This is a genomic window from Agrobacterium vitis, assembly GCF_013337045.2.
Taxonomy (GTDB): domain Bacteria; phylum Pseudomonadota; class Alphaproteobacteria; order Rhizobiales; family Rhizobiaceae; genus Allorhizobium; species Allorhizobium vitis_B.
This window is the reverse complement of sequence record NZ_CP118259.1, coordinates 3,749,429-3,762,400: the sequence shown is the minus strand read 5'-3', so window position 1 is coordinate 3,762,400 and position 12,972 is coordinate 3,749,429. Positions and strand designations below refer to the sequence as shown.

The 12,972-nt window shown below is 59.6% G+C and carries 11 protein-coding genes; 6 read left to right on the top strand and 5 right to left on the bottom strand.

Annotated features, from left to right (window positions below; all coding sequences use genetic code 11):
• Positions 1-40: 40 nt before the first annotated feature.
• From G6L01_RS17705 to G6L01_RS17690, 4 genes are all read left to right on the top strand, one after another.
• Positions 41-1,612, top strand: a complete 1,572-nt coding sequence (locus G6L01_RS17705; RefSeq protein ID WP_070164047.1) for an NADH-quinone oxidoreductase subunit L — start codon at positions 41-43, stop codon at positions 1,610-1,612.
• A 19-nt stretch (positions 1,613-1,631) separates the two neighbouring features.
• Complete coding sequence (locus tag G6L01_RS17700) at positions 1,632-4,040, top strand: YbcC family protein (RefSeq protein ID WP_070163923.1); 2,409 nt, start codon at positions 1,632-1,634, stop codon at positions 4,038-4,040.
• Positions 4,041-4,283: 243 nt separating this feature from the next.
• Positions 4,284-5,846, top strand: a complete 1,563-nt coding sequence (locus G6L01_RS17695; RefSeq protein ID WP_234891955.1) for a putative bifunctional diguanylate cyclase/phosphodiesterase — start codon at positions 4,284-4,286, stop codon at positions 5,844-5,846.
• 109 nt (positions 5,847-5,955) lie between these two features.
• Positions 5,956-6,948, top strand: a complete 993-nt coding sequence (locus G6L01_RS17690; protein WP_070163924.1) for an adenosine kinase — start codon at positions 5,956-5,958, stop codon at positions 6,946-6,948.
• A 61-nt stretch (positions 6,949-7,009) separates the two neighbouring features.
• On the opposite strand, the gene G6L01_RS17685 is transcribed toward G6L01_RS17690, so the two are convergent.
• Entirely contained in the window at positions 7,010-7,549 is a 540-nt protein-coding gene (locus tag G6L01_RS17685) for an SH3 domain-containing protein (protein WP_070163925.1), read from the bottom strand.
• A 287-nt stretch (positions 7,550-7,836) separates the two neighbouring features.
• On the opposite strand from G6L01_RS17685, the gene G6L01_RS17680 reads away from it, so the two are divergent.
• Positions 7,837-8,841: a 2-hydroxyacid dehydrogenase gene (locus G6L01_RS17680; RefSeq protein WP_070163926.1), complete on the top strand. Its 1,005-nt coding sequence runs from the start codon at positions 7,837-7,839 to the stop codon at positions 8,839-8,841.
• Between the two features lie 79 nt (positions 8,842-8,920).
• Here G6L01_RS17680 and G6L01_RS17675 read toward each other — a convergent pair whose 3' ends face one another.
• From G6L01_RS17675 to recF, 3 genes are read right to left on the bottom strand one after another with little or no spacing between them, the layout of a single operon-like run.
• Positions 8,921-9,397 carry a GNAT family N-acetyltransferase gene (locus G6L01_RS17675; protein WP_081343974.1) on the bottom strand — a complete coding sequence of 159 codons (477 nt, stop codon included), beginning with the start codon at positions 9,395-9,397 and terminating at the stop codon, positions 8,921-8,923.
• A gap of 42 nt (positions 9,398-9,439) precedes the next feature.
• Positions 9,440-10,225: a molybdopterin-synthase adenylyltransferase MoeB gene (locus G6L01_RS17670; protein WP_070163928.1), complete on the bottom strand. Its 786-nt coding sequence runs from the start codon at positions 10,223-10,225 to the stop codon at positions 9,440-9,442.
• A 20-nt stretch (positions 10,226-10,245) separates the two neighbouring features.
• Positions 10,246-11,370 (bottom strand): DNA replication/repair protein RecF, encoded by a 1,125-nt coding sequence (gene recF, locus G6L01_RS17665; RefSeq protein ID WP_070163929.1) that lies wholly within the window; start codon positions 11,368-11,370, stop codon positions 10,246-10,248.
• Between the two features lie 191 nt (positions 11,371-11,561).
• On the opposite strand from recF, the gene G6L01_RS17660 reads away from it, so the two are divergent.
• A complete protein-coding gene (locus tag G6L01_RS17660; protein ID WP_070163930.1) occupies positions 11,562-11,786 on the top strand; it encodes a SlyX family protein in 225 nt (74 codons plus the stop codon).
• 41 nt (positions 11,787-11,827) lie between these two features.
• Here G6L01_RS17660 and dnaJ read toward each other — a convergent pair whose 3' ends face one another.
• Entirely contained in the window at positions 11,828-12,970 is a 1,143-nt protein-coding gene (gene dnaJ, locus G6L01_RS17655) for a molecular chaperone DnaJ (protein ID WP_070163931.1), read from the bottom strand.
• Positions 12,971-12,972 lie beyond the last annotated feature (2 nt).

Here is a 12,972-nt window from a genome sequence, read left to right as displayed (position 1 = left end):
AGTGGCTCCCGAAGCGATCCTGCCTGAAGGGAATACCTCCGTGTCCATTCATTTCCTACCCTTGCTGGCGCCCCTTGCCCTGCTTGTAAGCGCCGCCATCAGCTTTACGCAACAACAGCAACGGCCCAGACATAGTCCTCGACTGGCCCAAGCAGCCGCGCTGTTGGCGCTTGCAGTCGCACTGGCCTCAGTTATCACGCTGATCATGATTGGCCCAGGCAACAGCCCGTTGATTGGGTTTGCCACGGTGGGTCTATCGGTTCGGCTGGATGCCGTCAGCGCCACCATGCTGGTTCTGGTGACATTCATCGGCTGGGTGGTCACACGCTATGCCGCCACTTATCTGGACGGCGAAGACCGGCAGGGGCCGTTCACCGGCTGGCTCTGCGCCACCCTCGCCTCGGTGCTGATGCTGGTCATGGCGGGCAACCTGCTGCAACTGGTGCTCGCCTGGATCGCCACCAGTCTGTTTCTCCACAAATTGCTGCTGTTTTATCCGGGCCGGGTGGCGGCCCAGCGCGCCGCACGCAAGAAATTCATCACCGCCCGCCTCGGCGATGCAGCGCTGGCCGGTGCGGCCGCTTTGCTGGCAATCGCCTATGGAACCGCCGATATCGGTGAAAATCTCAATGCTGCCCGTGCCGGATATGACGCAGGACAGAGCGGAGCCCTTATTGTTGCCGCAGCAGGCCTGCTGGCGCTGGCAGCCGCGCTTAAATCCGCGCAGTTTCCCACCCATGGCTGGCTGACCGAAGTGATGGAAACGCCAACCCCCGTCTCAGCGCTTTTGCATGCCGGGGTGATCAATGCCGGTGGCTTTCTGCTGATCCGTTTTGCCGATGTCATGCTGCTCGCTCCCGGCGTGCTGGCAGCGCTGGTCATACTGGGCGGCTTCACGGCCTTGTTCGGCAGTCTGGTGATGCTGACCCAACCGGCGGTCAAAACCTCGCTGGCCTGGTCCACCGTTGCTCAGATGGGCTTCATGATCTTCGAATGCGGCCTGGGGCTGTTTGCGCTGGCCCTGCTGCATATCGTGGCGCATTCGCTCTATAAGGCCCACTCATTTCTGGCCTCTGGTGGCGCGGTGGAGCGGGTTGCAGCACTTCCCCGGCCCGGCCCGGTGGCCGTACCCGATGCGGGCGCGGTCGGGCGAGCCTTTCTGTCTGCCCTTGCCATCTACTGCGTCGTGGGTCTGTGTTTCGGGCTGACACATAAATCGCCACAGGCCATTGCACTTGGCGCCATCCTGATTTTCGGTGTCGCCTACATGCTCGCCCAAGGCTTTGCCGATGCAGCCCCCAAGGCATTGACCCGGCGCACGGCGGTTTATGCCATAGCGACCTCGGTCGGCTATTTCGCACTGCAAATGGCTGCCACCCTGATGACCTCAGGGATCTTGCCCCCCACGCCTGCACCGCAACCGCTGGAATGGGCGCTGATCGTGCTGGCCGTCGTCAGCTTCGGTCTGGTTGCCGTGGTGCAGGCCATGTTTCCGCTCTGGGCCTATCATCCGGCAGCGGCGGGCCTGCGCGTCCATCTTTCCAACGGCTTCTACGTCAATGCCATCTTCGACCGCCTGGTCGGTGGCTGGTCGATCCGCAGCCTGTCTTGATGAAATCGGAGTTTTGACCATGTTGCATAGCCATATCCCGACCCAAGCCGATCCAATGATCTTCGAGACGGCGGCGGACCGTGCCGCGCGTGCCATTCCCCCCGTCTGGCCGCTGATGTCGAGCGTCGCCGTCAATCCCTTTCTCGGGCAGGCTGGCGAAACCCTAGCCCAGGCGGGCGCCCGGCTGGCGCGCGTGGCAGGCATCACCATCACCATGCCGCGCCACTGGTACCAGCAGAAGATCGCCGCAGGCGAGATTTCCGATGCGGATCTGCTGGCCGCCTGGGCCTGCGCGCCTGCCGATCTGCGGCCAACCGATCTTGCCGCCCTGAAGGCTGCAGCCACTCTCAACCCACCAAGGCCAAAAGCACTGTCCTCAGTGGCGGATCTGGCGGCGCAGGTCTCCGGGGTGGAATGGCCGGGTCTCATCACTGAACGGCTCGGCGCCTGGATGGCGGGCTATTTCGATGAGGGACAGGCGCTGTGGGCCGCGCCGCGTGGCAAAAGCGCCTATAGCGCCTGGCGGGCCGTGGCAACCCATGACCTGACGCCGGAAATCGCCGGTCTGCGCGGTTTTGCACGGCATGTGTCGGAGGCGCCGGAAACGGCGATGGCGGTTATCGCCCGTGCATCCATCCGTCTCAGTCTGCCTGCCGGGGCGCTGGAGACCTATTTTCATCAGATGCTGATGTCATTGGGCGGTTGGGGGCAATATGCACGCTACAAGCTCTGGCAAGCGGAACTGGCCGGTGGTGCCGACCAAACGATTACGGACCTTCTGGCAATCCGGCTGATATGGGAGGAGGCGCTGTTTCTGCGCTATGGCGACCAAATCGGCGAAGCCTGGGCGCATATGCGGGCGGCCCATGCGGCACCGGTCGTGGCGACGCCCGATCTGTTAATCGACGCCATCCTTCAGGACGCAGCCGAACGGGCGGCACAGCGGGAACTGGCTCGGACTTTGACAAAAACTGCCCCGCAGAAATGCGAAACCCGGCCTCTGGTTCAGGCCGCCTTCTGCATCGATGTGCGCTCGGAAGTGTTTCGCCGTGCGCTAGAGAGCACCGATCCACAGATCCAGACGCTTGGCTTTGCAGGCTTTTTCGGTCTGGGCACGGCGCATCGCCGCTTTGCCTCCGATGTCGAGGAATTGCGGCTTCCGGTTCTCCTCAACCCTGCACTCAAATCCAGCGCTGGCGGACCCAACAGGGCCGAGGATGCCGAGCCGCAGCGGGTCAAGGCGCGGGCGAAGCGGGCCTGGGGCCGGTTCAAGCTGGCCGCCGTCTCTTCCTTCGCTTTCGTCGAGGCCACAGGGCCGATCTATGTCGGCAAATTGCTGAGTGATGCCCTCGGCCTCCCCCACGCTCCAGTTCCAAATGATCCCGCCCCCCAACTCGACCCGGCGCTTGATGTAGCGACCCGGATCAAGGCCGCCGGTGCGGTGCTGCGCGCCATGTCGCTGACCTCGGGCTTTGCACGGCTGGTGCTTCTGACAGGGCACGGCGCCAATACCGTCAACAATCCCCATGCCAGTGGCCTGCATTGCGGTGCCTGCGGCGGCTATTCGGGAGAGGTCAATGCCCGGTTGCTGGCGGTCTTGCTGAATGACCCTGATGTCCGGGCCGGACTGATCGAGACCGGTATCGCGATCCCGCAGGATACACTGTTTCTGGCAGCCCTTCATGATACGACCACCGACCGGGTGATGCTCTATGCGGATGATCATCCCTCCCAAACCCATGAGGCCGATATCGCGCAGGCCAGAACCTGGCTTGCCGATGCCGGCAGGCTTGCAAGAGGCGAGCGTGCCCTTCGCCTACCGCGCGCGCTAGACGAAGCGACCGTCTCGAAACGCAGCCGAGATTGGGCAGAGATCCGGCCAGAATGGGCGTTGGCTGGCTGCAAGGCCTTTATCGCCGCCCCCAGATCGCGTACTGCTGCTAAAAATCTCGAAGGGCGGGCCTTCCTGCATGATTATGATTGGACGCAGGATAACGGATTCAGCACGCTCGAACTGATCCTGACCGCCCCGGTCATCGTTGCGAGCTGGATCAGCCTGCAATATTACGGCTCGACCGTAGCGCCCGAGGCTTTCGGCGGTGGCAACAAGCTTCTGCACAATGTCACCGGCGGTATCGGCGTGGTGGAAGGCAATGGCGGGCTTTTGCGGGCCGGTCTTCCCTGGCAATCGGTCCATGACGGACAGGATTATGCACATGAACCGCTGCGCTTGTCGGTCTGCCTTGAGGCGCCTGTTGAGGCAATCAGCGAGGTCCTGGGACGCCATGACGGAGTGCGCGCCCTGTTCGATAACGGCTGGCTAAACCTCTTCTCCCTCGACGAGCAGGGCCGCATGGCCGGGCGGTACAATGGCGGTCTGCAATGGGTGCCAATGAACGACACGCAGGCCACCGAACACATGCACTAGCTGAAGATCGCCGTTTAATCGGGACTGGTCTTTCTACACTGGATAGCCATCCGGGATGCAATAACCACGCTCTGGAATGAGCATAGTCCGGGTGGTGACCAGATCGAGCATCGGGCCTATACCCATCACATCCGCGTATTTTCTATTTAAGGAATATTTTTAACTCCTATTTCACAGTGAATGTGCTTTCGTCATGGCTGGCAAACGGGGTTGACCGTGGCTGGGGAGATCGACAGCGTGAAGATGGCATCCATATTTCAGAACAAGCCTATAAAAGACGCTGCTATTTTGCTGAGTGTCGGGGCTGCGATATGGACGATTGCCATCCGTTTCGACCTCCATGAACATCTCGACGCCTTCCTGCATCGCAACGAAGCCTTACAGCTCGATGAACTCTTCAATGCCGTCGCTATCACCGGCCTGCTCAGCCTTATCTTCGCGGCCAGACGGATCGGCGAACTGAAAGCCGAGATCCGGTTGAGAAATGCCGCCGAAGACAATATGGACTGGCTGGCCCATCACGACCCCCTGACAGGCCTTCCCAATCGCCGGGCGCTGTCCGATCGGCAGGCGGAGATGGAAGCCGTGCAGGATGGACGCCATTGGGTGATCTATTCCATAGATCTCGACGGGTTCAAGAAGGTCAACGACCTCGTAGGCCACCAGGGCGGCGACCTGCTTTTGCGCGAAGTGGCGCAGCGCTTGACGCATGCCTTGCCCAATGCCGATGTCTACCGGATGGGCGGTGACGAATTCCTGCTGGTCAGCCCTCGCTCGGCGAATATGGATTATCGCCATGCCGGCCAGCATATTGTCAGGCTTCTGTGCAATGCTTACGATATTGGCGGCATGACCAGCGAAATCGGCGCCAGTGTCGGTTTTGCGCTGTTTCCGGAAGACAGCGACGATTTCAAGGATGCCACGCACTGTGCCGATGTGGCGATGTATGTCGCCAAGAAAGCCGGGCAGAACAGCGTCTATGGCTTCGAGCGGATCATGGAAGACCGGGTCATGCGGCGGGCCGAAACCGAAATGGCGCTGAAGCGTGCGATCCGCGACAATCTGATTGTTCCCTACTACCAGCCATTGATTGACCTCAAGTCCGGTGAATTGCGTGGATTCGAGGCTTTGGCGCGGTGGAAGACCGGCCCCAACCACTATGTCCCCCCCAGCGACTTCATCGAATTGGCGGAAACCGCCGGGCTGATCGTTGAGCTGTCGGATAGTCTGTTTCGCCAGGCCTGTCTTGACGCGCTGCAATGGCCCGACACGGTGCGGCTGGCCTTCAACATCTCGCCAACGCAATTCATTGACCGGCAGTTGAGCCTGCGGATCATGTCGATCCTGATGGAGACAGGATTTCCGCCCAGCCGGCTGGAAATCGAGATCACCGAGACAGCGCTGGTGCATGATATCGAACTGGCATCCCAGATCCTGGCCGACCTCCGACAGAGCGGCATCCGCATTGCCTTGGACGATTTTGGCACCGGCTATTCCAGCCTGTCGCAATTGTCGAAATTCACCTTCGACAAGATCAAGATCGACCGGAGTTTCGTCATGAGCTACGACGTCGATAAAAAACAGGAAGACATCATGCGCGCCATTCTTGGCCTTGGGCAGGGCCTTGGCATTGCCACCACTGCCGAGGGCATCGAGGACGAAAATCAGCTGGCCTTTCTGAAAAGCATTGGCTGCGATTTCGGTCAGGGCTTCTTATTCAGCAAGGCGTTACCGGCAGAAGAAGCGCTGTCGTTAACGACGAAGGATGCCACAATAAAACCAGATGCAGCAACTGTGGCGCGCTAAAAATACGCCAACAACCGGAGAACCCATTAAGTGCTGCGATTTTGTCTTTCCTGAACGCCAAAATTCGCTAAGAGCTTATCGTAATATCAATGGACGGATGCAGCCTCCCATGACGCAATTCGACGTGCTCACCATCGGTAACGCTATCGTTGACATCATCTCCCGCTGTGAGGATCAATTCCTGGAAGAAAACGGCATCGTCAAGGGCGCCATGAACCTGATCGATGCGGAACGCGCCACACGGCTTTACAGCCTGATGGGGCCAGCCATCGAGGCCTCCGGCGGCAGTGCGGGCAATACGGCGGCAGGTATTGCTAATTTCGGCGGCAAGGCTGCTTATTTCGGCAAGGTCGCCGAAGACCAGCTCGGGACGATTTTCGCCCATGACATTCGCGCCCAGGGCGTTCATTACCAGACCACGGCCAAGGGCCAGCATCCGCCGACCGCTCGCTGCATGATTTTCGTCACCGAGGACGGCGAACGCTCGATGAACACCTATCTCGGCGCCTGCGTGGAGTTCGGTCCTGAAGATGTCGAGCCGGAGGTGGTGAAACAGGCCAAGGTCACCTATTTCGAAGGCTATCTCTGGGACCCGCCACGCGCCAAGCAGGCGATCGTCGATTGCGCCCGTATTGCCCATGAGCATGGGCGGGAAATGTCGATGACTTTGTCCGACAGTTTCTGCGTGCATCGCTACCGCGCCGAATTCCTCGACCTGATGCGCTCAGGCACCGTCGATATCGTGTTTGCCAACCGGCAGGAAGCGCTCGCCCTCTATGAGACAGAGGATTTCGACGCAGTGCTGGACCAGATCGCCAAGGATTGCAAACTGGCCGCCGTGACCATGAGCGAAGAGGGAGCGATGATCATCCGCGGCAGCGAGCGCATCCATGTGCCTGCCACCACCATCGCCGAACTGGTCGACACGACCGGTGCTGGCGATCTGTTCGCCTCCGGTTTTCTTTACGGCTATACGCAGGGGCGGTCTCTGGAAGAATGTGGCAAGCTCGGTTGCCTTGCAGCCGGTCTGGTCATCCAGCAGATGGGACCGAGACCGCTGGCCTCGCTGCAAGAGGCAGCCGCCGAAGCAGGGCTTATTTAAAACTCCCGGTTATGGGAAGCCTTCTGTAATTTGGAGGCTTCCCCTTATTTGAAGGCCTCTCTTACTTGAAGGCTTCTCCGGGATAGGCGCCCCAGATTTCCCCCTGGGCGACCCATCCTTTGGTGCCGTCCACTTCGGCGCGGCACCAATTGCCATTGCATTCCAGCAGCTTGATCAGCACGCCGGGTTGAAGCTTGGCGACCACGCCTGCTCCGGCCTGCCCATCGCGGCGCATGTTCACATAGATATCGTCGCCCTTGCCCTTCATCCACGGCGCTGCAAGCGCACTGCGTTCGCCGGACAGCAATGTCTGGTTCACCCAGCCCTCAGTGCCATCAGCGTCGCGAATGCGCCGCCAATTGTCATACTCCTGAATGATTTCCACCGGCAAACCTGAACGGGTATACATCCAGGATGTCGCATAATCCGTACTGGGACCGATGCGCAGATTGACCCGTGCCGATTTCAACGTCACGAAGCGCGGCAGCGGCAGGCCGCTCATGCCCTTGGTTGGACCTTGCGCGACGGCGGCGCCTGCCCATATGACACAGAGAGCGGCGATGAAAGGAATGAGACAGGAGCGTTTGAACCCGTTGGGCATGGCATTTCCGTTGGTCGATAGATCGAACGAAACCCGAAGCCCCCGCCAGCGGTTCCGTCGCCTGTATGTGATCCTTGACGGCGAAGATGTATTTGTCTTCCCGGACAGGTTTGATAGAAATGAACCTGACTGCGCAATATTTCTTTCGACCCTGTGGCTCGAAAATAATAATGCGGAGCTGGCGAAACCTCTTGAAACATCCGTCCCGCGCCAGCGACGCGCGACGACTGGCCGGAATCATCGCCTGTGTTGGTTAAGGACCTGTTTACAAAGCATCGAAAGTCTTCATGACCCAGCGGAAAAAGACCAAGGTTTACATCACACGCAAACTGCCGGACGCAGTGGAAACCCGCATGCGGGAATTGTTCGAGGCAGAGTTGAACATTGACGACACACCACGCAGCCGGGACGCACTGATGGATGCGGTGAAAACCTGTGATGTTCTGGTGCCGACCGTGACCGACCGAATCGATGCCGGATTGATCGAGGCGGCTGGCCCGCAACTGAAGCTGATTGCCAGCTTTTCCAACGGCACCGACCATATCGATGTCGATGCAGCGGCCCGCAAGGGCATTACCGTGACCAATACGCCGAATGTGCTGAGCGAAGATACTGCCGATATGACCATGGCGCTGATTCTCGCCGGACCACGGCGCCTGGCGGAAGGCTCGCGCATTCTAACCGACCAGCCCGGCGAATGGGCCGGATGGTCTCCGACCTGGATGCTCGGACGGCGGATCTGGGGCAAGCGAATCGGCATTGTCGGCATGGGCCGGATCGGCACCGCAGTCGCGCGGCGCGCCAAGGCTTTCGGCCTCGCCATCCACTATCACAACCGCAAACGGGTCAGCCCGCAGACGGAAGATGAGCTGGAGGCAACCTATTGGGACAGTCTTGACCAGATGCTGGCGCGGGTCGATATCGTCTCGGTCAATTGTCCCTCAACACCGGCCACCTATCATCTTCTGTCGGCACGGCGCTTGGCGCTGATGCAGCCGACCAGCTATATCGTCAACACCGCCCGGGGCGGCATTATCGATGAGAGCGCCCTCATTCAATGCATCCGCGAGGGCAAGATCGCGGGCGCGGGCCTGGATGTGTTCGAGAATGAACCGGCGGTCAATCCGAAGCTGTTGAAGCTGGCGGAAGACGGCAAGGTCGTATTGCTGCCGCATATGGGATCAGCAACGATTGAAGGCCGGATCGATATGGGTGACAAGGTAATCATCAATATTCGCACCTATTTCGATGGCCACAGACCGCCAAACCGGGTTTTGCCGGGGCGCGACTGATCACAGATGCTTTCATAAAAGGCTTGAGATAGTCGAAACCGAAATACGAACAGCCATGTTCAATGGCTGTTCGTATCAATCAGACGAGTGGCTTTTCCATCAGCACGAACGTTGCCCGGTCATAACCGGGATGGCTTTTTTCGCCGACAACATGGAAACCCCATTTTTCGAAACGCCTGTGATTATTGTCAAGCTCAATACGCGTTTCCAACTGCAAGTGCCTGACACCACAGGCATGAGCAACACCTTCTGCCGCTTTCAGCATGGCGCGGCCAATCCCTTGTCCCTGAAGGCCTGGAAGAACGGCGACCTTGCCGACATAGAGCCGATCCGCCTCGCTCTGGCGGCAGAATAGACAGCCGACCAACTTGCCATCGATCAGGGCGGCATAGCCGATTTCCTCATGCGCCTTGGCTTTCAGGGCTTCCGGCGTCAGCTTCAACGCCGAAGACGGCGGATCGATCAGCGGGTGCATGTAGTCGAAAGCTTCCAGCACCAGCGCCAGAAGATCATCCCAATTTTCAAAATGCTCGTCGATCTGAATGATCTCGACCATGGTCAGCCTTTCCTGTTCCTGTCATCGCTCTGGTCTGTTTTGTCATGGCGTGGACTTGTTGCTGTCACGACGCCGGTATCGCACCGTGTCGAACCGGGCGGACAGGGCATCATACATTAGCAGACGCCCTACTAACGGTTCCCCAATGCCGGTCATAAGTTTGATCGCTTCCATCGCCATCAAGGTGCCGATCACCCCGGTCAGCGCACCGATAATGCCGGTCTCGGCGCAGGTGGGAATGAGACCCGCAGGTGGCTTTTCCGGAAAAAGATCGCGGTAGCCAGGATAGAGCACCCCATCCGGCCCGGTCTCATAGGGTTTCAGCACTGTCAGCGAGCCTTCAAAGCGCCCGACAGCTCCCGTCACCAATGGGCGGCAATGTTGTTGTCCGGCATCGGCGGCGGCATAGCGGCTGTCGAAATTGTCCGAACCGTCGATCAGCAGATCAAACCCGGGCAGATGTATTGCCGCGAAATCCGCATCGAAGCGCTGCTCGAACTGTATCACGCGCACATGGGGGTTGAGCCTGGCAATGGCCCTTGCGGCGCTTTCCGTCTTCAGGTCGTTCAGCGTGCCGCTATCATGGATCACCTGCCGTTGCAGATTGGAGAGCGAGACGTGATCGTCATCGGCGATGCCCAGCGTGCCGATACCGGCTGCCGCCAGATATTGCAGCACGGGCGCGCCAAGCCCGCCTGCGCCAATCACCAGCACGCGGGCGGCTTTCAGCTTCTGCTGGCCTGCCCCGCCGATTTCCGGCAACAGGATGTGGCGTTGATAACGCTGGATTTCTTCGGGTGAAAGCGGCTCCATGGCCTGTTGTCGCATGTCTTTGGCTTTCCGAATAGTCACAATGAAAGATGACCGTCATCCACGGTCACGAATTGTGCCCGATCACCCAGACTTGCAAACATCTGCCCATCGGTGCCGGTCATGAAGGCCTGGCCGCCGAGCACGTCGATCCGGTCGAACAGGGCAGCACGGCGGCCCTCGTCGAGATGGGCGGCAATTTCATCCAAAAGCAGGATCGGCGCAAAGCCGGTCATGGTCGCCACCAGTTCGGCATGGGCAAGGATCAGGCCGATCAGCAGAGCCTTTTGCTCGCCGGTCGAGCAACGCTCGGCTTCCATGTCTTTTTCCCGGTGACGCACCAGAAGATCGCTGCGATGTGGTCCCTCCAGCGTGCGGCCTGCCGCTGCATCCCTACCCCTGGAACCGGCCAGACGATCGCGATAGCTGTCTTCAAGATCGATAGCCGCCGTGCCTTGATGGTCATCCATGAAGCCCGACAGCATCAGTTCTGCTCCCGGAAAAGTTTCAGGCTCCCGTCGCTGCTCGATAAGGGCGGCCAGCAAGCGCATCATTTCCTGACGGGCGAGCGCCATGGCAATGCCGAGTGCTGCCATCTGCTGCTCGATCCCGGCAAGCCAACTGGCATCGAAGCGGCCTTCAGAGAGCAGTTTGTTGCGGCTGCGCATGGCACGCTCGAAATCGCTGGCGCGACGACCATGCTGCGGGTCGATCGACAGGACCAGCCGATCCAGAAACCGGCGCCGCTCGGACGAGGAGCCGGTAAAGAGACCGTCCATGGCTGGCGTCAGCCAGAGGACTCGCAGATGATCGGTCAATTCATCGACGGAGCGCACCGTGGCTCCATTGATGCGCAGACGCCGCACCGCCGTCTCGTCCAGAACCTCCGAGCCGGTGCCTAGTTCCACGTCGCCGGCCATGCCCTCCAGGCTGGCAAAAATCGAAAATCCACCTGCCGCACCAGCCCGCGCCACATCCGATAGGACCGCCCGGCGCAACCCGCGCCCTGGCGAGAGAAATGAAACCGCTTCCATCAAATTGGTCTTGCCGGAGCCGTTATTGCCGGTCAGCACCACATGCCGACTATCGAGCCGCAAGGAGGCAGAACCGTAATTGCGGAAATCTGTCAGCTGCAGCCGGTTGATGAAGGTTTTTTCAGCCATGCATTCCCATATCAAACCGTCTCACGGGACAAAGCTGTAGCGTCATATGTAAGACACGAAAGAAGCTGTATCATTTTATTTTCTGCATCAAGCCCAAAGCAATTCCGTTTCAGGCAATTATGCAGTAGCTCGTCCTGACGAAGACAATGGCAGCAGCACACCGGCCAAGTAGCAACCGGAAGGAGCACACCATGGCTAACGCAAAAGAGCCCGATCCAGAAGACCGCCTGATCCGGCTTGAAGAAACGGTTGCCTATCAGGCCAAGACCATCGAAGAGCTTTCGGATCAGTTGACCGAGCAGTGGAAGGTGGTGGAGCAGACCCGCGCCAAGCTTGATCGGCTGACGGAACGGTTTCTCAGTCTCGAAGAACAATCAGCCGACAGTGTGCCGATCACCAAGCCACCGCATTATTGACCATGGAAAAGGCCGATGCGAAACGCACCGGCCTTTTTTCATCAACCCTCGAAGAACTCTTTCATCCGGGCGAAAAATCCAGTCGATTCCGGATTGTTCTCCTTGGAGGAAATCTGGTCGAATTCCTGCAGCAGCTCGCGTTGACGCTTGGTGAGCTTCTGCGGCGTCTCGATCTGGATCTGGATGTAGAGATCCCCCATCTGCGCCGAGCGCAGCACCGGCATGCCCTTGCCCTTCAAACGGAACTGCTTGCCGGGCTGGGTACCATCAGGCACGGTGACCCGCGACTTGGTTCCGTCCAGCGTGGTCACATCGAACGTGCCGCCCAGTGCGGCTGTTGTCATCGAGATCGGCACAGAGCAGTAGAGATCGGCACCTTCGCGCTGGAAGAACTGGTGCGGCTTGACCGACAGGAAGATATAGAGATCGCCTGAAGGCCCGCCTCGCAGGCCCGCTTCGCCCTCGCCCTGAAGACGAATGCGCGTTCCATCTTCAATACCGGACGGAATGGAAACGGACAGCTGACGCTCTTCCGTAACGCGGCCCTGGCCGTGGCACTTGCCGCAGGGATCGCTGATCGTCTGGCCCCGGCCCTGGCAGGTCGGGCAGGTCCGCTCGATGGAAAAGAAGCCCTGAGCAGCCCGCACCCGGCCAGACCCCTGGCAAGTGGCGCAGGTGGTCGGCTTGGTGCCGGGCTTGGCGCCCGAACCGGAACAGACTTCGCAGGTAATCGAGGTCGGAACCCGGATCTGCGCCGTCTTGCCGGTAAAGGCTTCCTCCAGCGAAATTTCCATATTGTAGCGCAGGTCGGCACCACGTTCACGGCCGCCGCTGGAGCGTCCACGCGCACCGCCGCCACGACCGCCGCCCATCATCTCGCCAAAGATGTCCTCGAAAATATCCGAGAAGCCGCCGCCGGCAAAACCACCACCGCCACCAGCACCGCCCATGCCACCCTGCTCAAAGGCAGCGTGTCCGAAACGGTCATAGGCGGCCCGTTTTTGCGGGTCCTTCAGCGTTTCATAGGCCTCGTTGATTTCCTTGAACTTCCGCTCGGATTCCGCATCACCCGGATTTTTGTCCGGGTGAAACTTCATCGCCAGCTTGCGGAAGGCGCTTTTCAGCTCTTTTTCATCTGCGGTTTTGGAGACACCGAGGGTCTCGTAGAAATCTGCTTTTGCCATCG